The organism is Flavobacterium sp., from assembly GCF_017985075.1.
Taxonomy (GTDB): domain Bacteria; phylum Bacteroidota; class Bacteroidia; order Flavobacteriales; family Flavobacteriaceae; genus Flavobacterium.
On record NZ_JAGNYF010000003.1, the window covers coordinates 1 to 23,918 of the forward strand.

At 32.0% G+C, this 23,918-nt stretch carries 18 protein-coding genes and 1 pseudogene; 13 read left to right on the forward strand and 6 right to left on the reverse strand.

Annotated features, from left to right (window positions below):
• The 10 genes and pseudogenes from KA468_RS01200 to KA468_RS01245 form a co-directional block, all read left to right on the forward strand.
• Positions 1 to 593 (forward strand): annotated as a pseudogene (locus KA468_RS01200) (DNA replication and repair protein RecF); the annotation flags it as partial.
• 106 nt (positions 594 to 699) lie between these two features.
• Positions 700 to 1,389 (forward strand): thioredoxin domain-containing protein, encoded by a 690-nt coding sequence (locus KA468_RS01205; protein WP_291241132.1) that lies wholly within the window; start codon positions 700 to 702, stop codon positions 1,387 to 1,389.
• 115 nt (positions 1,390 to 1,504) lie between these two features.
• Positions 1,505 to 2,518, forward strand: a complete 1,014-nt coding sequence (gene murB, locus KA468_RS01210) for a UDP-N-acetylmuramate dehydrogenase (protein WP_291241133.1) — start codon at positions 1,505 to 1,507, stop codon at positions 2,516 to 2,518.
• Positions 2,519 to 2,563: 45 nt separating this feature from the next.
• Positions 2,564 to 3,289 (forward strand): hypothetical protein, encoded by a 726-nt coding sequence (locus tag KA468_RS01215; protein ID WP_291241134.1) that lies wholly within the window; start codon positions 2,564 to 2,566, stop codon positions 3,287 to 3,289.
• 39 nt (positions 3,290 to 3,328) lie between these two features.
• Positions 3,329 to 4,444 (forward strand): glycosyltransferase, encoded by a 1,116-nt coding sequence (locus KA468_RS01220; protein ID WP_291241135.1) that lies wholly within the window; start codon positions 3,329 to 3,331, stop codon positions 4,442 to 4,444.
• Positions 4,435 to 4,998 (forward strand): sigma-70 family RNA polymerase sigma factor, encoded by a 564-nt coding sequence (locus KA468_RS01225; RefSeq protein WP_291241136.1) that lies wholly within the window; start codon positions 4,435 to 4,437, stop codon positions 4,996 to 4,998. Before KA468_RS01220 ends, KA468_RS01225 begins: the two co-directional genes overlap by 10 nt.
• 98 nt (positions 4,999 to 5,096) lie before the next feature.
• On the forward strand, positions 5,097 to 5,924 hold the full coding sequence (locus KA468_RS01230; protein ID WP_291241137.1) for an energy transducer TonB: 828 nt from the start codon (positions 5,097 to 5,099) through the stop codon (positions 5,922 to 5,924).
• 193 nt (positions 5,925 to 6,117) lie between these two features.
• Complete coding sequence (gene lipA / locus KA468_RS01235) at positions 6,118 to 6,984, forward strand: lipoyl synthase (RefSeq protein ID WP_291241138.1); 867 nt, start codon at positions 6,118 to 6,120, stop codon at positions 6,982 to 6,984.
• Between the two features lie 88 nt (positions 6,985 to 7,072).
• Complete coding sequence (gene gap / locus KA468_RS01240) at positions 7,073 to 8,077, forward strand: type I glyceraldehyde-3-phosphate dehydrogenase (protein WP_291241139.1); 1,005 nt, start codon at positions 7,073 to 7,075, stop codon at positions 8,075 to 8,077.
• Positions 8,078 to 8,114: 37 nt separating this feature from the next.
• Positions 8,115 to 10,286, forward strand: a complete 2,172-nt coding sequence (locus KA468_RS01245) for an ATP-binding protein (protein WP_291241140.1) — start codon at positions 8,115 to 8,117, stop codon at positions 10,284 to 10,286.
• Here the strand turns inward: KA468_RS01245 and lpxK are convergent.
• The 3 genes from lpxK to KA468_RS01260 are packed head-to-tail and all read right to left on the reverse strand — an operon-like array spanning position 10,274 to position 11,789.
• On the reverse strand, positions 10,274 to 11,284 hold the full coding sequence (gene lpxK / locus KA468_RS01250; protein ID WP_291241141.1) for a tetraacyldisaccharide 4'-kinase: 1,011 nt from the start codon (positions 11,282 to 11,284) through the stop codon (positions 10,274 to 10,276). The genes KA468_RS01245 and lpxK overlap by 13 nt on opposite strands.
• A 2-nt stretch (positions 11,285 to 11,286) precedes the next feature.
• Positions 11,287 to 11,568: a Txe/YoeB family addiction module toxin gene (locus KA468_RS01255; RefSeq protein WP_291241142.1), complete on the reverse strand. Its 282-nt coding sequence runs from the start codon at positions 11,566 to 11,568 to the stop codon at positions 11,287 to 11,289.
• A complete protein-coding gene (locus KA468_RS01260; protein WP_291241143.1) occupies positions 11,544 to 11,789 on the reverse strand; it encodes a DUF2683 family protein in 246 nt (81 codons plus the stop codon). Before KA468_RS01260 ends, KA468_RS01255 begins: the two co-directional genes overlap by 25 nt.
• Before the next feature lie 120 nt (positions 11,790 to 11,909).
• Between KA468_RS01260 and KA468_RS01265 the strand changes: the two genes are divergently transcribed.
• From KA468_RS01265 to rluF, 3 genes are all read left to right on the forward strand, one after another.
• Positions 11,910 to 13,001, forward strand: a complete 1,092-nt coding sequence (locus KA468_RS01265; protein ID WP_291241144.1) for a Nif3-like dinuclear metal center hexameric protein — start codon at positions 11,910 to 11,912, stop codon at positions 12,999 to 13,001.
• A 4-nt stretch (positions 13,002 to 13,005) separates the two neighbouring features.
• Positions 13,006 to 13,785, forward strand: a complete 780-nt coding sequence (locus KA468_RS01270; RefSeq protein ID WP_291241145.1) for a hypothetical protein — start codon at positions 13,006 to 13,008, stop codon at positions 13,783 to 13,785.
• Positions 13,786 to 13,948: 163 nt separating this feature from the next.
• Complete coding sequence (gene rluF, locus KA468_RS01275; RefSeq protein ID WP_291241146.1) at positions 13,949 to 14,737, forward strand: 23S rRNA pseudouridine(2604) synthase RluF; 789 nt, start codon at positions 13,949 to 13,951, stop codon at positions 14,735 to 14,737.
• A 130-nt stretch (positions 14,738 to 14,867) separates the two neighbouring features.
• Here rluF and KA468_RS01280 read toward each other — a convergent pair whose 3' ends face one another.
• From KA468_RS01280 to KA468_RS01290, 3 genes are all read right to left on the reverse strand, one after another.
• Positions 14,868 to 15,371 (reverse strand): GNAT family N-acetyltransferase, encoded by a 504-nt coding sequence (locus tag KA468_RS01280; protein WP_291241147.1) that lies wholly within the window; start codon positions 15,369 to 15,371, stop codon positions 14,868 to 14,870.
• A gap of 68 nt (positions 15,372 to 15,439) precedes the next feature.
• Complete coding sequence (locus KA468_RS01285; protein WP_291241148.1) at positions 15,440 to 23,359, reverse strand: T9SS type A sorting domain-containing protein; 7,920 nt, start codon at positions 23,357 to 23,359, stop codon at positions 15,440 to 15,442.
• A gap of 171 nt (positions 23,360 to 23,530) precedes the next feature.
• The gene (locus tag KA468_RS01290; RefSeq protein ID WP_291241149.1) at positions 23,531 to 23,839 is read right to left on the reverse strand and encodes a DUF3467 domain-containing protein; all 309 of its coding nucleotides are present in this window, start codon (positions 23,837 to 23,839) and stop codon (positions 23,531 to 23,533) included.
• Positions 23,840 to 23,918 lie beyond the last annotated feature (79 nt).

The following is a 23,918-nucleotide window of genomic DNA, read 5'->3' on the forward strand; positions in this document are numbered from 1 at the left end:
CTTTATTGAAGTATTTTGCTTTAAATCAGGTTTTTGACGCAGACAATTTGAATATTTACAACGAGCAATTATCGGAATTTGGACAACTAATTTTTACCAAGAGAAAAGATTTTTTAGAAAAATTCATCCCTGTTTTTCAAGAATTATATGAAGTTATTTCAGAAAATGCAGAAAAAGTAACTATTGAATACGAAAGTCAACTTCATGATTACAATTTGGAGACTTTACTAATTCAAAATCTTCAAAAAGACAGAATTACGCAATATACCACTTGCGGGATTCATAAAGATGATGTTTTATTCAACATCGCTGGTTTTCCGATTAAAAAATTCGGATCGCAAGGACAACAAAAATCATTTTTAATTGCTTTGAAATTAGCGCAGTTTGATTTCATTAAAAAACACACAAAAACATTGCCGATTTTACTTTTTGATGATATCTTTGACAAGTTAGATGCATTTAGAGTACAACAAATTGTGAATATGGTAAACGATGATGTATTTGGGCAAATTTTTATTTCCGACACACATCCCGAAAGAACCGAAAACATTATAAAACAGACACATAAAAGCTATAAAATATTTAATATTTAGATTTTCAGATTTTAGATATTCAGATATTTAGACAATTTATAGGATAAAAAAAACTCTGCGAAACTTTGCGATTTCTTCGTGAATCTTTGCGTAACAATTAATAAAAATGAAAAACTTAAAATCAATTATCGCAACAGCAATCCTTACCTTATCAATTAGCTGTATCAATAGTCAAAATTTTAAAAGTGTAGATGCAACTGAATTTAAAGCAACTATTACAAAAACAGATGATGCACAAATTTTAGATGTTAGAACACCAGGCGAATATGCAAATGGAAAAATTGCAGATGCTAAAAACGTAGATTGGAATGGAGATTCTTTTGATACACAAGTCGCAAATTTAGACAAATCAAAACCTGTTTTTGTATATTGCTTAAGTGGAGGAAGAAGTAAAAAAGCAGCCAATCATTTAGTGGAATTGGGCTTTAAAAATATTATCGAATTAGATGGCGGTTATATGGCTTGGGAAAAATCAAACCCAAAAACTAATGGCGTTTGGTCTGGTATAACACAAGAAGATTACAATAAACTAATGATTTCAGATAAAACGGTTGTAATTGATTTTTATGCAGAATGGTGTGGACCTTGTAAAAAAATGGGACCTTATTTAGATAAAATTAGCAAAGAATTAGCTGACAAAGTAATCATTCACAGAATTGATGCTGATAAAAACAAATCATTATTTAACGCATTAGGCTACCAAGGTTTACCTGTTGTAATTGTAGTTAAAAACGGAAAACAAACGTTCTTTAAAAATGAATTTGTTAGCGAAGAAGAATTGAGAAAAGCTTTATAATTAAAACACATAGGCACATAGTTTTTCTAGAATTCTCTATGATTTCTATGTTTAGCGAAGCTACTTTTAATACACATAGCAAAATCAAAATCTATGTGTTAAAAAATAAAAAAATATGAATATCGTACAACAACAATCGTTAAAAAAATACAACACTTTTGGCATTGAAGCGTTTGCATCAGAATTTTGTGAAGTGAATTCAATTTCGGATTTGGCACGCGTTTTAAAAGAAAATCAAGAAAAAAAACTGTTTATTTTAGGTGGTGGAAGCAATATGCTTTTAACTCAAAATGTCGATGCATTCGTGATACACATTAATAACAAAGGCATTGAAGTTGTAGAGGAAAATGACGAGTTTGTTTGGGTAAAAGGAAATGCTGGGGAAGTTTGGCACGAATTTGTAAAATATTGTATCAAACACAATTATGGTGGAATTGAAAATTTATCTTTAATTCCTGGAAATGTTGGCGCTACTCCAATTCAGAATATTGGTGCATATGGTGTGGAAATTAAAGATACATTTGTGTCGTGTGAAGCGATGAAAATTGACACACAAGAAATTACCACTTTTGACAAAGCTGCTTGTAAATTTGGTTATAGAGAAAGTGTTTTTAAAGCTGATTTAAAGAACCAATACGTAATTGTATCGGTTGTTTTTAAACTTACAAAAAAGAATCACAAACTAAATACATCATATGGAGCAATTGATGTTGAATTAGAAAATATGGGCATCAAAAACCCAACCATTCAAGAGGTTAGTAAAGCCGTAATCGCCATTCGTGAAAGTAAATTACCCAATCCGGCAGAATTAGGAAATAGCGGAAGTTTCTTTAAAAATCCGATTGTTCCGATTGAAGTTTACGAAAAAGCCAAAGCGAATTATCCAGATATGCCACATTATCCAGTTTCAGAAACACTTGTAAAAGTGCCTGCGGGTTGGCTTATTGAGCAAGCTGGTTTTAAAGGGAAGCGTTTCGGAGATGCTGGAATTCATACCAAACAAGCTTTAGTTTTAGTGAATTACGGAAACGCAACAGGAAATGAAATTTGGAACGTTGCGCAAAATATCCAAAAAACTATTTTTGAAAAATACGGGATTCATATTGAGGCAGAAGTAAATGTGATTTAATTTACGAATTGGGATTTACAATTTACGAAGTTAAATTTTAAAAAAATGAAATATATATTATTAGTTTTACTTTCTACATTTTTGAGCAATGGTCAAAACATACTTTCTGTTCATATTCGTTCTTGCAAAGAAATTGAATCAAGTATTGAACAATTTTCCGAATTCTCATTATACAAGAATGACAGCTTAGTAGAAAACAGTAAAACTGATATTTTAGGTTTTAAACAATATAAAAATATACCTGAAGGTAATTATTACATTATTGCAAATACTTTTTTCGGAAAAAAGAAATCAGAGATAATTTCTATAAAAAAAGCAGTAAATGCAGATTCGTTTGTAATTTGTGTAGATGAATTAGAAGAAAATATACTTAATTCTACAAATTCAATTTTGGACAAATTAAAGAATAATGAAGAAATTAAATTAAGTTATTCTTTTAGTGGTTGTTTCAATTCAGGTAAATTTGAAGTATTAATAATTCGAAAAAAAGATAAATTATTTTTAAAATACAATTCTAAAACCAAAAGATTGAGTGAGAAAAAAATTTTTATATTAAAAAAATTTTTAAAAGAATTTGAAAACTTAAAAGACATTAAACCCAACATAATATGTATTTCAAGTAGTAATTCATTAATTGAAGTATCTCATCAAAATCAGAAAAAATCATTTTCTTTCAGTTGCTACCATTGGCCTGGTTTTCAAAATTTAGAAAAAGATTTAAAAATCAAAATAAAGTCTGAGCCTCTAAACATTAATACCAACGAAATTTAAACAAAAAAAAGTTACCTTTGCACAACTTTTAAAAAGAATATGGAAACAACATTATTTATACTTTTTATTGCATTTTTAGTTTTTTTCGCCGTTCAATTCGTTTATCAATCGTTTGTTTTTAGTCGTTTTTCATTTGTGAAACCTAAAAAAGAAACTCCAAAAAGCGTACCTGTTTCTGTAATTGTTTGGGCAAAAAACGAATATGAAAATTTAGTAATTCAACTTCCTGTTTTAGTTACTCAAAATTATCCAAATTACGAATTAGTACTTATTGATGATGCGTCTAACGACGAAACATTAGACTTATTTGAAGCATACGAAAAACAATATTCTTTTGTTAAATTAGTCAAAGTAAAAAACAATGAAGCCTTCTGGGGAAATAAAAAATTTGCATTAACCTTAGGAATAAAAGCTGCAAAAAACGAATATTTATTGTTTACAGATGCTGATTGTCGCATTACATCTGAAAACTGGATTTTAGAAATGACCTCGCACTTTTCATTCAAAAAAACAATCGTTTTAGGATATGGTGCATATAATAAAATTAAAGGTTCTGTATTAAATAAAATAATTCGTTTTGACGCGGTTATTGTTGCCATACAATATTTTTCTTGGGCAAAAATCGGAAAACCTTATATGGGAATTGGTAGAAATTTGGCGTATAAAAAATCAGAATTTTTCAACGTAAACGGATTTATCAATCACATTCGAGTGCGCTCTGGGGAAGACGATTTGTTCATTAACGAAGCTGCAAATGCAAGCAATACAACCATTTGTTATAGTCCAGAAAGTTTCACTTATTCTGAACCAAAAACAACTTTTAAAGAATGGTTAAATCAGAAAAGAAAAGAAACCTCAACCAAAAAACATTATAAAAGTTTTGACAAGCTGCAACTTGGATTGTATTTCATTTCACAACTATTTTGTATTATTTTGGCCATAATTTTACTATCTTTCCAATATAATTGGATTATTGTATCAAGCGTTTTAGGTTTTAGATACGCTTTTAACTGGATAGTTTTTGGTTATGGCGCAGCTAAATTAAAAGAAAAAGATATTATTGTTTGGTATCCAATTTTTGAAATTATTATACTAATAACTCAAATCAGAGTGGCTTTTACCAATTTGATACACAAACCAGAACATTGGAAGTAAAACAAGAAAAAATACTCAAAAACATTCAAAAAGCAAAACTTGGCGATCAAGTGGCTTTTACTTTTCTTCTCGATTTTTATTGGAATGAAGTGTATGGATATATGCTAAAACGTACCGAAAACGAAACAGATACAGAAGATATCGTAATTGAAACTTTTGCTAAAGCATTTGATAAAATAAGTACATATAACCCTGAATTTGGTTTCAATACTTGGTTAATTGCCATTGCCAAAAACGCTCATATTGATATGCTTCGCAAAAAAAAGTCTACATTGTTTTTAGAAATTACGGATGAAGAAGACAGTTTGGCCAATCAAGTTTTAGACAATACTCCAACAATTGAAGATAAATTAATTACCGAACAAAACTTATCGCAATTACTACAACAAATTAAGCAATTAAAACCTGCGTATCAAGAAGTTATTCAATTGCGTTACTTTCAAGAAATGAGCTATCAAGATATGGCAGAACAATTGAACGAACCGCTTAACAACATCAAAATAAAATTGCTTCGAGCTAAAAAATTATTAGCAGAAATTATTATCCATAAATAACAATAAATCTTCTTTATAGTCCAAAACCTGATTTTTTGGCACGATTATTTCATATAGTTTAAATTATACACAAGTTGTAACCCTTAAAACTATATATTATGTCAAACTTCAATGTACAAAACGATAGCTGGCTTGAAGTAGCTTTCGAAAACAGAAACAAAGCATACGGTGCTTACCAATTAAGAAAAGAAAGTGACGCAACGACTATAAAAGCAATGTTGTTAACTTTCGGGTTTATAGCTTTTGGGATTGGATTGTTTTCATTTACAACTCCTGAAACTAAACCAATAGTAAAACCAGAACCTAATGTGTTGCCACCAATTGTAACAATCGTAAAATTTACACCTAAAGTTCCAACAGAAAAAGCAATTCAAACTAAAGGAACGGATAAACCAAAATTAAATCTAACACCCGATAAAGTTCCACCAGTTGTTGTGGATAGAACAGAAGTAAAACCTATTGTTGAACCCAAAAACCCTGATCCTTCTACACCATTTAATCCAAATGGTAGCGAAAATGGGAATCCTGGACCTGTTGGAAATCCGTTAGGCACTTCTACTACTCCAATTACAACAACTACGCCAGGAAGTGGAACTGGTACAAGTGTATATAAAGGCGTATTAGGTTCTGAAGCGAGTTTCCCAGGAGGAATTAATATGTTCAGAACTTTTATTGCTGAAAACTACAAAGTTCCAAATTCGTTTGATCAAGACGTATTGTTTATTGAAATGATTTTTGTGATAGAAAAAGATGGATCAATGACCGATATCAGAATGGTAAGTAAAGGAGATAAAGCATTAGAAAAAGAAGCAATTAGAGTTTTAACATCTATGAAAAAGAAATGGACACCAGGTCTCGTAAATGGCGAAGTGGTAAGAAGCGAAAAAAGACTTCCAATTCAAATTAACCTACTTGAAACAGAATAGAAATAGCTTAATTTTATTAAATTTTAAAGACCACATAACACTTACATTATGTGGTTTTTTGATTAAAAATAGTTCTAAAATCAAAATAATTAAACAAAAGTTAGCAATATGTTACAATTGAAAAATAACACTTTAAAATAGGATTTGTTTTTAATGCGTTTTGTATATTTGCGGTAGATTTTATATTCAAATTATGGCAACAGAAAGCGTATTTCCTCCTACTCCAAAACCAAAATGGTTACGCGTAAAATTACCCGTTGGACAAAAATATACTGAACTTAGAGGTTTGGTTGACAAATACAAATTAAATACCATTTGCGCTTCTGGTAGTTGTCCGAATATGGGAGAATGTTGGGGAGAAGGAACCGCAACATTTATGATTTTAGGAAATATTTGCACCCGTTCTTGCGGATTTTGTGGCGTAAAAACAGGTCGTCCTGAAAATGTAGACTGGGAAGAACCAGAAAAAGTGGCTCGTTCCATTAAAATTATGAATATCAAACACGCTGTTATTACAAGTGTTGACCGAGACGATTTGAAAGATATGGGCACCATTATTTGGGCGGAAACTGTAAAAGCCATACGAAGAATGAATCCGAAAACCACTTTAGAAACGCTAATTCCAGATTTTCAAGGTAGTGAATCGCATTTGGACAAAATTATTGAAGTGGCTCCAGAAGTGGTTTCACATAATATTGAAACAGTAAGAAGATTAACACGCGAAGTACGTATTCAAGCAAAATACGATAAAAGCTTAGCCGTTTTAAAATATTTAAAAGAACAAGGTTTAAACCGAACAAAATCGGGAATTATGCTTGGACTTGGCGAAACAGAAGAAGAAGTTATTCAGACTTTACATGATTTAAGAGATGCGAAAGTAGATGTAGTGACTATTGGCCAGTATTTACAGCCAAGTAAAAAACATTTACCCGTAAAAGAATTCATCACACCAGAACAATTTGAAAAATACGAAAAAATAGGCAAAGAATTAGGTTTTATTCATGTAGAGAGTGGTCCGTTAGTGCGTTCTTCGTATCATGCTGAAAAACATATTCACTAAAATAGTTTATTCGGTTATTTGTTTTTTGTTTAGAAGTAAAACTTTTTAACAACCAATCGAATTAACAAATAAACAAACAACCTAAAAAATGAAAATACGTGTCGCTATTAATGGTTTTGGTAGAATTGGAAGAAATGTATTCCGATTATTACTAAATCATCCTAACATAGAAGTTGTTGCTGTAAATGACATTGCGGATATAAAAACTATGAGTCATTTATTGAAATATGATAGCATTCACGGTGTTTTACAACATTCTATTTCATCCGAAAATGAAACGTTATTAATTGACGATTTAAAATTTCAATTTTTCCACGAAAGTGATATTTCTAAATTACCTTGGAAAAACCTAAATATCGATTTTGTTATTGAGTCGACCGGAAAATTTAAAACTTCAGAAACTGCTGGTTTACATATTTTAGCTGGTGCGAAAAAAGTAATTTTATCTGCGCCTCCAGAAGATGAAACAATAAAAACTGTTGTTTTAGGTGTTAATGAACATATTTTAGATGGTTCGGAAACTATCATATCCAATGCCAGCTGCACTACAAATAACGCAGCACCAATGCTTAAAATCATACAAGAATTATGTGGTATTGAACAAGCATATATTACCACGGTTCACTCCTACACTACCGACCAAAGTTTGCACGACCAACCTCATAAAGATTTAAGACGTGCACGAGGTGCTTCGCAATCTATAATTCCAACTACAACTGGCGCTGCAAAAGCAATAACAAAAATTTTTCCGGAATTGGACGGAAAAATTGGCGGATGTGGAATTCGAGTTCCCGTGCCTGACGGTTCGTTAACCGATATTACATTTAATGTAAACCGAAAAGTTACTATCGAGGAAATTAATTTAGCCTTTAAAAATGCATCTGAAAACAAATTAAAAAATATTTTAGCCTATACCGAAGACCCAATTGTATCGGTAGATATTATCGGTAATAAAAATTCGTGTGTATTTGATGCGCAACTTACTTCTGTAATTGATAAAATGGTTAAAATTGTGGGTTGGTATGATAATGAAATTGGATATTCTTCTCGTATAATTGATTTAATTCTTTTTTTATCGAAAAATAAATACTAATTTTAACAATATTAATATAGGTTTTGAATACTAAATAATGAAAAAACTCCTTTTTCTACTTACTTTTTTCTCACTATTTACTTTTTCTCAGACAAAGGAAAACAAAACTGATAGCATTACCTATTTTTTAGAATTAGCCAATTATTCTTTTGAAGAAAAATACAATTCAAAAGACGCCATAAAGTACGCTCAGAAAGCTATTGAGTATTCTAAAGCATACAAAAATCAAGAAAAACTATATGATTGTTACTATTTTTTAGGAAGCTTGTATTTAGAAACCAATAATTTTAATGAAGCTATTGTTAACTTCATAAAATGTTCTAATTACTATGAAATCAATCAAGTTCGTACTTCTAAAGTCGCTAAAATCAACTACGCATTAGGAACCTTATATTTAGAAAAAAGGAATTTTAAGATTGCAAAATTATATTTCAACAAATCGTATTCCATTTACAATGCAATCAATTCAAACAATACTTTAGTATTAATTGAACTTCAGAAAGGGTTAACTTTAAAAGCCAACAATAATTTAGAAGAAGCCATTCTTGTGTTTGATAATATTGCCAATACGAGCAGAGATGTAGAACCAAGTAAAATTGAAGCGCTTTATCAGCTTAGTAAAATTTATTATTCGCAGGAAGAGTATGAAAAAGCATTAGATTTCTCAAAAAAAGCATTAAAATTAGTAGAAAATAATACGGTCGGAATTTCTAAAAAGAAAATATTAAACAACCTTATTTTAATTAGTGAAAAACAAGAAGATTATAAATTATCCAATTTTTATTTAAAAGAATTTTTAACTTTAAATGAGATTAAAAACAACTCAAGTCTTGCCAATACGGATTTACTTATCAATAAAAAAGAGCACGACAATCAGTTAGAAATTGTTGAAAAACTGGAAAAAGAAAAAAACGACCAATTAAAATCCATTCGGTTTAACAAACTGATAAGTATAATGAGCATTGTATTAATTGCCATTTTATCATTACTAAGTTTTTCTTTATACAAGAACAATAAAATTAGAACCGTTACGAATAAACTTTTACAAGAAAAAAACGAAGAATTAACTGAACAAAAAGAAAAAGCAGAGCTCGCATCAAATGCCCGTTCGGAGTTTTTATCTACGGTAAGTCACGAGTTACGAACGCCATTAAATGCTATAAACGGAATTACGCATTTGCTTTTACAAGAAAATCCAAAATCGACACAATTAAATTATTTAAAATCGTTAGAGTTTTCTGGAAATTATCTTTTAAGTTTTATTAATGATATTTTGGAGATAAACAGATTGGAATCGAACACTATACATATTGAGCGAATTAATTTCAATTTAGAAGAATTAATTCAAAATATTCGTGAATCGTTCAATGGTTTTATTGAACAAAACAATATTGATTTTAGATTAGATTTAGATTTAGAAAATCACAAAAATTTACTTGGCGATCCTACAAAATTATCACAGATTTTAATAAATTTAATCAATAATTCTATTAAATTCACTAAAAACGGCAAGGTTACGCTTTCGGTAAAAACCATAAAAGAAGAGAATGATACGGTAACTTTGAATTTCATAATTCAAGATAACGGAATCGGAATACCAGAAGACAAAATCGCAAATATTTTCGATAGTTTTTCGCAAGGTTCAGTAGAAATAAACAGAACGTATGGCGGAACGGGTTTAGGACTTTCAATTGTTAAGAAAATTATTGAATTATTAGGCAGTGAAATTCATTTAGAAAGTAAAGTAAACGAAGGAACAAAATTGTATTTCGATTTAAATTTCGGAAAATCAAATGCCGAAATTATTTTAAATCACGAGAAAAAGAAAGTTACTTCTTACGACAATTTAAAAAACAAAACCGTTTTATTGGTTGAAGACAACAAAATCAACCAAATGATTACTAAAAAAATGGTGGAAAATAAAGGTATGATTTGTACTATAATTGACAACGGCGAAGAGGCAATTGTTGAAATGCAAAATAACACCTTTGATTTGGTTTTAATGGACGTTCACTTAACAGGAATTAATGGAACAGAAGCTACAGCAGAAATTAGAAAATTTGATACAACAACTCCAATTATAGCATTAACCGCAATTTCGTTAAACGAAAACAAAGAAACGTTGCTATCTTTTGGGATGAATGAAGTAATTACTAAACCTTTTAATCCAGAGTATTTTTATAGCGTTATAAGTGATTACGTAGTATAACTTTTTACCCAATTACTTATTAATGCATCAAATTGTTCTTTATCTGAGATAAATTTAGATTGAATAGGTAAATAAAACAAGTTACTCGAGTTTATTTTTCCGTTTAAACGCATAAAATCCTTTTCTGTAGTAACAATAATTTTATCTTTTGACAATTCATTTATTTCTGAAATTTCCGCTTCTGAAAAATTATGATGGTCTGGATATATCATAACTTTATCAGTACCAGAATTTAAATAATCAATAAAATAATTTGGCTTTGCAATTCCTACAACAATAACTTTTTCTTTAGAAAGTATATCTGAAACCGAAATACTATTTTCAGTACTAAATACTTTAGAATCGTAGTCAATAGAAGTAAAAAAAACTGGGACATTTACGTTTAATTTTGTTTTTACTTCATCTTTGTTTTTATCTGAAATATTTTGAGGGCATTTTGTTACAACAACTACATTGGCGCGCTTTTTACCAATGGCACTTTCTCGTAAATTCCCAAAAGGCAAAATAAAATCATCTGAAAACAACTCATCGTAAGCCGTTAATAATATATTAAAACCTGCTTTTACTTTTCTATGCTGAAACGCATCATCTAACAAAATAATACCTGGATTGCTATTCGAAATTAAGTTTTCAATTCCTATTTGTCTGTTTTCACAAACGGCAACGGAAATTTCAGGAAATTTTGAATACATTTGAAACGATTCGTCACCTAATTCGGTGGCGGAAACATCTGTATTGGCAATTAAAAATCCTTTTGTACTTCGTTTATAACCACGACTTAAAACAGCAATTTTATAAGTATCTTTCAATAATCGAATGATGTATTCTGTTTGAGGTGTTTTACCTGTTCCTCCAGCGCTTAAATTCCCTATTGCAATAACTGGTAATTCATATGATTTTGAAGGAAAAACACCTAAATCGTATAACCAATTTCTTATAAAGGTAATTATCCAATATACACCTCCAAGCGGAAAAAGTAATTTTCTTAAAAAAATCATAGTTATTTATCTAAATAATGGCCTATAGCAGAAATCACATAAACGATTACAATTTCTTCTTCAACAAAATAAATTAGTCTGTCTTTTGAATTTATTCTTCTCGACCAAAAACCAGTAAGTTCATACTTTAAAGGTTCCGGATTACCAATTCCTTCAAATGGATTTTCAGATAGTTCTTCTAAAATTTTTTGAATTCTTTTTATATTGGCTTTATTTCCAGATTTAATATGTTTATTTATATGAAATTTCGCTAAATCTTCTATTTTAACCCCAAACTTCCCCATATATCTTTTGGATCAATTGTTGTATAATTGCCTCTTTTTTTAGCATCCAATACCATTTTTACAAACTCAGGATTATAAGAATTTTCTTCTTTCTGATTTTTATCGTCTTCTAACTTAATAATTTCAATGCCGTTTACATCTTTAAAAAAAGATTCGGACATAGCCATAAAAGCTTTTCCAGCTTTCGTGCGTTCATTAATTTTTATTGTTAGCGTTGTCATAATAAAATGAATTAGATATACAAATGTACAAAAATCGTATGAATTAAATTTCAAGTAAATTATATTTAAAATCAATTGCATTTTTTATCTTTGAAAAACACAAAATTACTAAAACGAAAAATGCAATTATCTGAAATTACAAAACATCTTGAAGAAATGGCTCCTTTGGCATACGCTGAAGATTTTGACAATGTTGGGCTTTTAGTCGCTCACACTAATGACATTACTGGTATTTTGGTTTGCCACGATGCTTTAGAAGAAGTTATTGAAGAAGCCATTTCCAAAAAATGCAATTTAATAGTTTGTTTTCATCCTATTTTATTCTCTGGATTAAAAAAAATTACAGGAAAAAATTATGTAGAACGAGCGATTATCAAAGCCATAAAAAATGATATTGCTATTTATGCCGTTCATACCGCATTAGATAATCATCAAAATGGAGTAAATAAAATTTTCTGTAATGCTTTAGGCTTAACGAATACTAAAGTTCTAATTCCTAAACAAAATTTCATTTATAAATTAGTAACATATACGAAACCTGAAAACGAAAACCAAGTAAAACAAGCCTTGTTTGCAGCTGGTGCTGGTAGTATTGGCAACTATGATAATTGTAGTTTTACGACAGCTGGAAATAGTTCTTTTAAAGGTAATGAAAACAGCAATCCGGTACTTGGTCAAAAACATATTTTACAAATTGAAGAAGAAATAAAAATAGAAGTAATTTTCGAAAAACACTTGCAAAATAACATATTAAAGGCATTATTTGCTAATCATATGTACGAAGAAGTGGCATATGAAATTTACAAAACCGAAAACGAACATCAAAATATTGGTTTAGGTATGATTGGCGAATTAGCGCATCCTATGAAACCAAACGCTTTTTTACAATTTGTCAAAGAAAAAATGGTATGTGGTGGCATTCGTCATAGTCAATTTTTAACAACGGAAATTAAAAAAGTTGCTGTTTTAGGCGGAAGCGGTAGTTTTGCCATAAAAAATGCAATTGCAGCAGGATCCGATGCTTTTTTAACCGCCGATTTAAAATATCATCAGTTTTATGAAGCCGAAAACAAGCTACTTTTGGCGGATATTGGTCATTTTGAAAGCGAAAGATATACAAAAATTTATATTGTTGACTTTCTTAAAGAAAAAATCACTAATTTTGCAATCATTTTATCAGAATTAAATACAAATCCCGTTAAATATTTTTAACAATATGGCAAATACAAAAGAACTAAGCGTAGAAGAAAAATTAAGAGCAATTTATGCCTTACAATTAATTGATTCTAAAATTGACGAAATAAGAAACGTACGAGGAGAATTACCTTTAGAAGTTGAAGATTTAGAAGATGAAGTAGCTGGATTATCTAAACGTTTAGAAAAATTAAACGACGATTTAAACAACATCGATCATCAAGCAAAAGAAAAAAAGAACAATATTGATGACCACAAAGCAGCAATAAAAAAATATACAGAACAGCAAAAAAATGTGCGTAACAATAGAGAATTTAATTCTTTATCAAAAGAAATTGAGTTTCAAGAATTAGAAATTCAATTGGCAGAAAAGCACATTAAAGAAATGAAAGTTACTTTAGAAAACAAAAAAGAAATTGTTAATCAAACTAAAGACAAACTGGATAGCAAACAAAATCACTTAAAACATAAAAAAGCTGAATTAAGTGATATTATGGCAGAAACCGAAAAAGACGAAAACTTTTTAATTGAAAAATCTAATGATTTTAGAGGTAAAATTGAAACTCGTTTATTAGCGGCATACGACAGAATTAGAAATAGCGTTGTTAACGGTTTAGCAGTTGTTTCTATAGAGCGTGGCGCGTCTGCAGGTTCTTTCTTTACTATTCCACCACAAACTCAAATGGAAATTGCAGGTAGAAAGAAAATCTTAACCGATGAGCACAGTGGACGTATTTTAGTAGACAGTGTTTTAGCTGACGAAGAAAGAGAAAAAATGGAGAAAATTTTCGCCAAAATGTAATTGAAATAGTAGAAGGGCTTAAAGTCGAAAGTTTTAAAGTCGAAAAAATAGACCAATACATACAATATAAAATCCCAATGTAAATTGGGATTTTTTTTATGAAATAAACCCCATAAACAAAATAACCTCATAAACATTTAAACTAAAATACTACCTTTGCCTAATGGAAGAACAATTAGTACGCATCAATAAATATTTATCAGAATCAGGATTTTGCTCTCGTAGAGAGGCTGACCGATTATTGGAAGAAGGCAGAATCACCATCAACGGACAATCTCCAGAATTAGGCACTAAAGTAGCTCCAGGAGACGAAGTTCGTGTAAATGGCGAATTAGTATCCAACGCGAATAAAAAACCCATTTATTTGTCCTTCCACAAACCTGCAGGAATTGAATGTACGACTAATTTAAATATTCCAGACAACATTTTAGATTATATCAATTACCCCGAACGTGTTTTCCCAATCGGAAGATTAGACAAAGCCAGTGAAGGATTAATATTTATGACAAATGATGGCGATATTGTAAACAAAATTTTACGCGCCAGAAACAATCACGAGAAAGAATATATTGTTACCGTTGACAAACCAATTACTGAAACTTTCATTAATCAAATGAGCAATGGATTGCCTATTTTAGACACCATTACCAAAAAATGTAAAGTAGAAAAAATGAGTCAGTTTGTATTTAAAATCGTATTAACACAAGGTTTAAATCGTCAAATTCGTCGTATGTGCGAATATTTAGATTACGAAGTGACTTCATTGAAAAGAATCCGAATTATTAATATTATTTTAGATGTTCCTGTTGGAAAATACCGCCCGTTAACCGACAAAGAAATCGTAGAATTAAATACACTTATCGAACCTTCAAGCAAAACCGAAGACGCGAGTATTTTAAGAGATAAGAAAACCAATTACGGAAGTAGAAATTACGACAAGCGAAATAGATAATTTTATTTGGGCGTTCCCTTTCAGGTCGTGTCTTCCGCTATATCTTTTTATATTTTGTTGCCTGAGGCACTCGAAGGCAACAAAATATAAAAAGGATGCTGCTACAACCACTAACGCAAATACGTTTTCATTAGAACAGATATTGCATTACGTAGTCGTCCATAACGTAATCATTTCCTATATCAATTACTTCTTCTTTTGAAATAACAAAACCCAATTTCTCATAGAAAAATTTAGCTGTATTATATTTATTAACATTTAAATAAATGCCCTTCTGTTTATTACTTTTGGCGATTTTAGACACTTCATCAATCATAAATTTTCCAAAACCTTTACCTTGCGTTTCTGGTAACAAATAAATTTTATGGATTTTAGTTAATGGCTTACTGAAATTCTCAAAGTTGCAATTTAATTCATAAGCGACAAAACCAATAGCATTTGTCTCATCAAACAACAATTCAAAAACTTGACCATTATCCATTTGCCTTTCTAAATTGGCAATGGAATAAAACGAGTCTAACATATATTCTAATTGCGCATTAGATAATATATCACCATAAGTAGAAGGCCATATATTATAAGCTAAATCGCGAACTATGGGAAGTTGTTCTCTAGTACAAACATTCATTTTCATTTTGCTAAAATAAAACAAAAAGGGCCAATCTGTGTAGATTGACCCTTTTTTTATTTGTAAGTTAATTTCTATTTTTTAACTACTTTAAATTCACTTGAAGTATCATTAGCAAAAACTCTTACTACATAAACTGATGTAGCTAAATCAGATAAATCAACAGTAACTAAATTACTATTTGGATTCATATTTCTAATTTGTCTTCCACTAATATCGTACACTTGAACAGCAGTAATTTCACTAGAATAACTGATAGTTAATATATCAATTACTGGGTTAGGATAGAATTTTAAAGATTTGATATCAAAACTTTCGTTTTCTAACACTACTGTTACAGTAACTGCTAAAGGAGTACTTCTACAAGTTCCCACAACTGAAACTGCGTAATATGTAGTTCCACTAATTAATTGAGTTCCTGCTGCAATTGCATTTGTTCCTGCTGCTGCATCAGCTGCAGTTGGATACCAAATTACATTTGTTCCTGATACTGAAATATCTTCAATTGTTGCATCAGGTCCTACACCTCCAAAAATAGTTTGTGTAGCAGCACCCGTTGGTGTAGCTGGTGAAGATATTGTAACATTTACAGCTGTTCTAGTACTTTCACAACCATTAACTGTTTGCGAAACATAATAGATTCCACTAGTAAGAGCAGTATTAGTAGCTATTGGTGAACCACCAGTAGGTATTGAATACCATTGTAAACTAGAACCTGTTGCAACTAAATTGGCCACAGTTCCAGAAGAACAGAATGTTTGAGAGGTTGCTGTTGGTGCTGTTGTTGCATTTACAGTAACTACAACTGATGTTCTTGTACTTTCACAACCATTTATTGTTTGAGATACAAAATAAGTGCCTGTAGCTAAAGCTGTTGAAACACTTAATGCAGATCCACCTGTTGAAGCTGAATACCATTGTAAACCTGTACCGATAGCAGCTAAATTAGCTACTAAAGCACTATTACAGAATGTTTGTGCAGAAGCTGTAGGTGCAGTTGTTGTGTTAATTGTAACAGTAACTGCAGTTCTTGTACTTTCACAACCGTTAAAAGTTTGTGATACATAATAAGTTCCTGAAGAAATAGAAGCTGTTGATACAACAACGTTTCCTCCTGTTGAAGCATCATACCAAGTATAAGCTGAACCGTTTGGCAATAAATCAGAAACTAAAGCTGCATTACAGAAAGTTTGAGCTGTTGCATTTGGTGCCGATGGAATTGGATTAACAACTGCTGTTACTGCAAATCTAGTTGTACTTTCACAACCATTAACTGTTTGTGAAGCATAATATATAGTTCCATTTGTTAACCCAACTAAAGGCAATAATGAAGCAGGGTATTCTGTACCACCTGTAGCAGCATTGTACCATTTGATATTAGTACCTGTAGTTACTAATTGAGATAAATTAGCCGAACCACAGAATGCTTGAGAAGCGGTTCCTGTTGGTGCATTTGTAACATTAATTGTTACACTTACTGGCATAATTTTCACACAACCATTTGCATTAACTGCTTTAATGTAATATGTTCCAGAGGTAGTTACCGCACTAGCCGTTGTTAAAGCTGTTGTAGCATTACTATCTGACCAATATGTTAATGTTAACCCTGTATCTGAACCTGCTGTAATTGCACTTGCTGTAATATCCACGGTAGCTGGACTACAAACTGTTACTGGGGCAGTTATTGTTAACACTGGCAACGGATTGACTGTTACTATAACTGGCACAACTACTGAACAACCATTGGCATTTGTACCTTTAATGTAATACGTACCAGAAGTTACTACTGCACTCGGATTTGTTAAAGCGGTAGTTGCTAAAGCATTTGTAAAATATGTAAATGTTAATCCAGAATCTGAACCTATTGTTACCGATGATGCTGTAAGATCAACTGTACTTCCAAAGCACACACTAGTTGGAGCAACTGTTACTACGTTTGGTAATGCATTAACTGTAACCTGAACAGAAGAACTTCTAAAACAGCCTAATGCTGTAGTCGTCGTTGCAGTATAAGTGATTGCAGAAGCAGCGGTTGCAGATTTGAAATAAACTGTTGAAGCATTTGTATTCGCTAAATAAGGTATTGTTGCTGCTGCATCTGAAAATAAATTTGTTATAGGTAACCATGTAACAGGTTGTGTTTGTGTACCTGAGACAGATACATTATCAATTGCCCAGAAATACCCCCAAGATGCATCATACTTAAATCTAATTTTAACATTAGCTTGATTTAATGCACCAGCAGGTAATACTAAATTAGCTTGAACAAAACCTGCTATTGCACCTGTTGTTGCAGAATATGATTGAATATCTGTCCAAATTGTTCCTCCATCTGTTGAATATTGAACTTTTGCTGTTCCAGATGATCTATAATAATGCCAAAAAGATACTGTTGCAGCTGTAAAATTAGTTGTTGCAAACGATGGTGATATTAAGGTAGTATTTGTTGTACCTCCGCTTCCTTGATCATCACTATTTGACAAATAAAACTGTGACGCATCATTTGAACTGAATGTTCCATAAGTAGAATATATATATCCACTATTTCTTAAAGTCCATTCCGCATCTGCTGGTGTTCCGCCTGTTGAAGCATTTAATAATGTCCAAGAATTAGTAGATGCATTAAAATTTTCATTTAATATAGAAACATTATTTAACGTTCCTCCAGTTACTACCAAAGATTGGACTGTTCCCAAACATACTGGTGCAGGTGATGGAGTAATTGACATAACAGATGGTCTTGGATTCACTGTAATTGCGAATGTAGCAGTCGTTGAACATAAACTACCACTTGTTTGTGTAGCTGTTAATGTGTAAACTGTAGAAACTGATGGATTAAACACCCAACCTGTACTTTCATTTCCTGTTACACCACTATTAGGCGACCAAGAGTAAGTATTATAATCTCCAACAGTTGAAGTCACTGTTATTGAAGGTGTACTGTCAGATTCACATATTATTGCAGTCGATGCACTTAAAGTTAATACAGGTGGTGTAGTAACTGTAGCCAACACTGGTAATCTATTAGATTGGCAAGCTACTTGTCCTGCAAATAATACATTAAATCTATTTGTAGATAAAGTGTTATTTAAATCACTAGCATTATATGAGTACAATACAGTATTACCTGTTGTAGCAGTATATAAAGTATTTGCGCTGGCAGATGCATCAATACCATCATGACTAACTTCAATAATAATATTTGAAGTACCATCCCAATTAAATGGAGTAGTAAAGTTTATAGTTTGCCATCCATTTGCGGTATGAACATAGGTTGAAGGACCATAACATGTTGTAAATGTTGGGGTTGTAAAAGTAGTATTAGCAAAAGTTGACAAAGTAGTAGTACCAATTTTTACTGTATAATTAGCATTCGTACCCGCTGAACCTAATGAAGTTACATTATATGCAATTGAAGTAATATTACCAGCACTCAGTCCAATAGCTACTAATTCACTAGCCGTGTATATCATATGATATTTTGCACTTGCTCTATAATTATTAAATGCTGAAAGGTTTGTTCCAGAAGTTGTAACTCCATTTCCAATTTGAGCAGTACCAAGTGATGCAGATTCTGAACCAACATAGAATGTAGTTGTTGTAGCAATACTTGGTGTTGTAAATGAGTTTCCACTTCCAAGTGTAGTACCACCAATTTCTGTTGCATACCATTTAACAGACGCACCTGTACTTGGTGTAGCACTTAAATTAACCGTTCCTGTTCCACAACGAGTTCCAGGAGTTGTAGCAGTAATACTATTAGAAAATGTAATTTGGACTACAGTTGAAGTACCAGTAGATGGACCCGCAGAACAAGTTGCATCACATAAATAATATAAAGGAGCATTTGGAGTTACTGATAAGGTTGCATTTGTAGCTCCAGTGATTGCTGTATAAGCAATTCCGTCTATTGATGATTTCCATTGATATGTTACACCTGTTCCTGAAGTTGCATTTTGTAAACTTAACGTTACACTTGTACCTAAACAAATTGCGTTTGTAGATGCTAAAGTATTACCTGGAGCAGGTGTTCCGCTACAAGCATTTGAATTCGCATAACTTAAGAAACCTGTATAATTTGCACTTGTAACTACAGTATTAGATTGAGTAGTTGCTCCAGCAACAGCTGTTGCAACCGATCCAAATGAGTTTGTATATTGTCCTGATGCTGAAGGAGCTTGAACTGGAATACTTGTTGCTAAAATTCCAGTATCACCTAAACGAACATTCAAATCTGTTACTGTTCCAGAAACTATTGGAGCTTCCCATCTTCTTCCTGTTGTCATGTTAATAATAGCCGCATTTTGAGTTCCAGTATTAGAGTCAAATGCCTCGGCTTTCATAACAGTTACTGCTGTTGTAGCAGGCGCTATAGAAATTGGAGCGTATGCTGCTTTTCCAACTGGGAAAAGTATATAATTTGTATTTGCATTAGCAGTAGCTATCGTTCTTGCAAATGGCCCTTTTACCATATTAGTAGCACTTGGCGTACCTGATAAAGTCCCAGCTGCTGTAGCCGTTCCTAAAGATAACAAATTTGTATTGGTTGTATTAACAATACCTGATGACATCGTTAATGTTCCACTTACTGATAATGGAGTGTTTAAAGTAATCCCTCCAGAATTTGAATTACCAAATTGTAAACCAGTTAAATTAGCAGTTGGAGAAGTACTTAAATTTCTTATTGTTCCACCTCCGTTAATTGATTGTGCATTGTTTGAATTTATAACCGTACTAGTACCAGAAGGAATTGCAAGTGTTAAAGTACCAGAAGCAGTTAATATACCTCCTGTATTTACATTTAAGTTATTACCTATACCAATTCCAATGCTGTTCATGTCAAACTCTCCATTATTATTAATGGTTAAATTTCCATAAATATTATTTGAATAAGATTGTTGCTTTACTATACGATTCAAAGATGATGCCGTAACCGCACTTCCAGGTCCATTAACTATAATATTATTCCAGTTTCCTTTATATGAACCTACATAATTATAAATTAAAAATGAATTACCAGCACCACCAGCTTCTGAAGATATTCCATCTCCAAACTGTAATGTATGACCTGAAGTTACTTCTGAATGCGCATTCATATAGTAATAAATACTATAATGTGAAGTTGAAGCAGTTGCTGGTGGGTCTACAATTGTTAACGTACCGCCAGTCCAATTTAATGACCCTGTAGATGATGAAGAAAGATTTAATGTATAGTTGGAACTAGTTGAACTATTTGAAGTAATTCCAGCTGCATTAGGGTCTAAATTAATATTACCCCCACTTTGATTGAATTGAGTACCTGAATGTGATAAATTACCATTAATATTCAAAGTACCTGAACTTACTGTTAAGATTCCTGAATTTGAGAAAGTTGTATTTCCTCCTCCTATTGGACCCTGTCTTACTGCTCCTCCAGCAACAACAAATGTTCCTGTACTAGAGTTTGAAATACCCGTAGCACTTCCGCCTGTAACCGTTAAGTTACCTGCATTAGCATTAACAGTACCATTATTTGTCATAGTTGTTCCTACCGTTAATGCTCCTGTACCAGAAATTGTAATTGTTGATAATGAATTATTAGTAACCGTAGTTGTAGTTGACATTGCACCACCACTTACGTTTAATGTTCCATTATTTGTTAATGAGGTTGTAACTCCTAAAGTACTACCCGCAACATTTAAAGTTCCTCCAGCATAAATTGTCATAGCATTTGAAACCGCTGCAGTAGCATTTATTGCAACTGTAGTGCCGTTTGCAATATAAACTATATCTGTAGCTGTAGGTACCGCATTTTTATTCCAAGTAGAAGCTGTTTCCCAGTCACCATTTGCAACTGAAATAAATGGGATATCTGCAGCATTAATACCCATATAAATATCACCTGCTATTAATTGTGCTGTTGTTAAACCAATACGCTGAGATCCAGGAGTAATGGTACCATTTTGATGCGTTCCTGCTAATGGAGCACTTGCTAACATTAATCTTGAATTACCATTGGAAGGATAGAATGCATTATTTGCAAAAGCAACTAAGGTATGTGCTCCCGCATGAGAGTAGTTTAAATCTTTTGAAATGGTCCATTTTCCATCAAATCTGTCGGTAACAGTATAAGCACCATCTACAACTGAAAGACCTGTTGTTATTGTACTAGCATCCGTATAAGCAACTGCTAATTCTCCTGCCACGTTACCAGTAGTAGAACCTGTTCTAGTAAGATACATTGCTCTCTGTAAACCAGTAGATGTAATAAATGGATATCTAGATGTAGCATTTGTTGGATCACTACCTGCAGTTATTGCAGAACCCGTTGAAGTTGTAGACCACCATCTAGCAAATGTTGCACCAGGCAAAAAACCACTTCCTATAGGAGCAGTTAATGTATTCCCAGCTGCCGCATTACCAAAAGTTAATTTATTAGTTCCTATATCTACTCTTGCACCTGTTAAATTAAGATTATAAGCAATTTTAATATTATTAAATGACCAAATAATATTTGGCGTAGTAGTATTCGTATTACTAAAAGTTAAATTTCTAATTACACTCGTATTAAAAGTACCAGAACCAGAAACCGTTTGTGCTGCTGTTCCGTTTAACGTTAAATTACCAGCTGTTGTAGCTCCAACTGAAACATCCATTGTTCCATTATTAGTAATATTCCCTGCAACCGAAAGCGTTTTACCTGTTGTTCCGTTAAACACATTTACTACACCGCCTGTATTAACTGTTAAATTACCATTAGCTGTAAACGAAGTAGGAGTTGTACCATACGTAAGTGTTCCTGCTACAGTAACATTATTTGCCACTTGACCTGTTGCATCTATGGTTACTGTATGTCCCGCACTAATAACAACACTATCATATTGAGTAGGTACCGTATTGATATCCCAAGTAGCTGCTGTTCCAAAATTTCCAGTTAAAACAGATACAAACGTTCCTGAGGCATTGGTAGCTTGTGAACCTGTTAAAAAAGCTGACTCAGCTTCAAAAACTGAAGAAATTCTATAATAATAAGTAGTGTTAGGCAAAAGACCTGTCTGTACTTGATTATAAGAAGTACCAGTACCAGCACTTGTTGTAGAAGCAATGTTTGTACCTACCTGAGTAAACGTTACATTATCGGTAGAACGATAGACTTTAAAAGCAGTTTCATTAGTAGAATTATCCAACCAATTAATCGTCATTCCTGCAGAGGTTAATGCAGTTGTTGAAAAAGTTATTGGAGCAATTGGTAAAACCGCCTCACGAATAACAACATTGTCAATAAAAACATCATAACTTCCATAAGAAGAAACCACTTTAAATCCAAATTTAGCTGTAGCAACTTTATACGAAGAAGGAATAACTACTAGTTTAGTTACCCAAGATCCAGATGTTGTAGAACTAATTGTTGATAAAGTACTCCATGTTGTGCCTCCATCTAATGAACCCTCAAGGGTAACAACAGCAGAACCAGCATAAGAGTATGAAAAACTAACTGCTGGTGCAGTAGAAACAGATAAATCAACAACTGGACTAGAAATTAATCGCGTACTACTCCCATTTGTATAACCATCATAAAACCACAAGGATTTAGTTCCGGCAGGAACAGAGTTTGGCGCTCCACCATATGGAGAGCAGCCTGTCGGATAAGAACTAGTCGACGACCAAGTTGTACCAGAAGACCATGTGGATTGACCCCAATCATGAGCTCCAGCAGCGCAAGCAACAGGCACAAAAGCATTAGTTAATCTTGTTTGAGTCCATCCAGAAGGCGCATTAGGACCTGCATTAGTAGCAGCAGTATTAATATCTCCATTAAGATACCATGCGCTTTCAAAACTTTCGGTCAAATAGGTTTGACCTTGTGCCATAGAAAAACAAAACATAGCCACAAATACCGTTACAAACGAAAGCCAGTTTCGTTTTGTAGCCGTGCACGATGTGTTTTCTTTTTTTTGAGAACTGGTTGCACCTGCAAAAATTAGGGCAGCAACCGAATCGTAATTGTTTATCATAATATGTAATTTAATTTAATTTAATAAATATAATTCACAAATATATTTATTTTTTTAAACAAATAGCAATATCAAATCACTATTATTACATTATTAACAAATTATAAGTAAACAATATAAATTATCAATAAAAAAAGAAAAAGTTCCCAATTTTTTGAGAAGTTTCTATATTTATGCTTGACCAGTTGGTCCGAAATTTAGTGGAATGGGCGGATGTTCTTCCTCTTTTATTTGTCCGTGTGCGCTTTCAAAACGATGTATATTTTCGTTTAATGCTTTTAATAAGCGTTTGGCGTGTTGTGGTGTTAAAATAATTCTAGATTTTACTTTTGCTTTGGGTACGCCAGGCATTAAAGCAATAAAATCTAATACAAATTCGGTATTCGAATGGTTGATTATGGCTAGATTGGAATAGGTTCCTTCTGCTACTTTTTCGTCTAGTTCAATATTGATTTGACCTTCTTGGTTGTTGTTTTCCATTTTTATTAGGTGTTAGGTACTTTATTAATTATGATTTATAAATTGTAAATTTTGACTTTTTAATTAACCATATAAGGTA

Bases quoted from the DNA above. Each gene is read 5' to 3' on its own strand.
- KA468_RS01260 (WP_291241143.1), bottom strand. From the start codon at position 11,789: ATGACAACGCTAACAATAAAAATTAATGAACGCACGAAAGCTGGAAAA.
- KA468_RS01215 (WP_291241134.1), top strand. From the start codon at position 2,564: ATGAAATATATATTATTAGTTTTACTTTCTACATTTTTGAGCAATGGT.
- KA468_RS01255 (WP_291241142.1), bottom strand. From the start codon at position 11,568: ATGGGGAAGTTTGGGGTTAAAATAGAAGATTTAGCGAAATTTCATATA.
- KA468_RS01280 (WP_291241147.1), bottom strand. From the start codon at position 15,371: ATGAAAATGAATGTTTGTACTAGAGAACAACTTCCCATAGTTCGCGAT.
- murB (WP_291241133.1), top strand. From the start codon at position 1,505: ATGAATATCGTACAACAACAATCGTTAAAAAAATACAACACTTTTGGC.
- KA468_RS01265 (WP_291241144.1), top strand. From the start codon at position 11,910: ATGCAATTATCTGAAATTACAAAACATCTTGAAGAAATGGCTCCTTTG.
- KA468_RS01220 (WP_291241135.1), top strand. From the start codon at position 3,329: ATGGAAACAACATTATTTATACTTTTTATTGCATTTTTAGTTTTTTTC.
- KA468_RS01285 (WP_291241148.1), bottom strand. From the start codon at position 23,359: ATGATAAACAATTACGATTCGGTTGCTGCCCTAATTTTTGCAGGTGCA.
- KA468_RS01245 (WP_291241140.1), top strand. From the start codon at position 8,115: ATGAAAAAACTCCTTTTTCTACTTACTTTTTTCTCACTATTTACTTTT.
- KA468_RS01290 (WP_291241149.1), bottom strand. From the start codon at position 23,839: ATGGAAAACAACAACCAAGAAGGTCAAATCAATATTGAACTAGACGAA.
- lpxK (WP_291241141.1), bottom strand. From the start codon at position 11,284: ATGATTTTTTTAAGAAAATTACTTTTTCCGCTTGGAGGTGTATATTGG.
- KA468_RS01270 (WP_291241145.1), top strand. From the start codon at position 13,006: ATGGCAAATACAAAAGAACTAAGCGTAGAAGAAAAATTAAGAGCAATT.
- gap (WP_291241139.1), top strand. From the start codon at position 7,073: ATGAAAATACGTGTCGCTATTAATGGTTTTGGTAGAATTGGAAGAAAT.
- lipA (WP_291241138.1), top strand. From the start codon at position 6,118: ATGGCAACAGAAAGCGTATTTCCTCCTACTCCAAAACCAAAATGGTTA.
- KA468_RS01205 (WP_291241132.1), top strand. From the start codon at position 700: ATGAAAAACTTAAAATCAATTATCGCAACAGCAATCCTTACCTTATCA.
- rluF (WP_291241146.1), top strand. From the start codon at position 13,949: ATGGAAGAACAATTAGTACGCATCAATAAATATTTATCAGAATCAGGA.
- KA468_RS01230 (WP_291241137.1), top strand. From the start codon at position 5,097: ATGTCAAACTTCAATGTACAAAACGATAGCTGGCTTGAAGTAGCTTTC.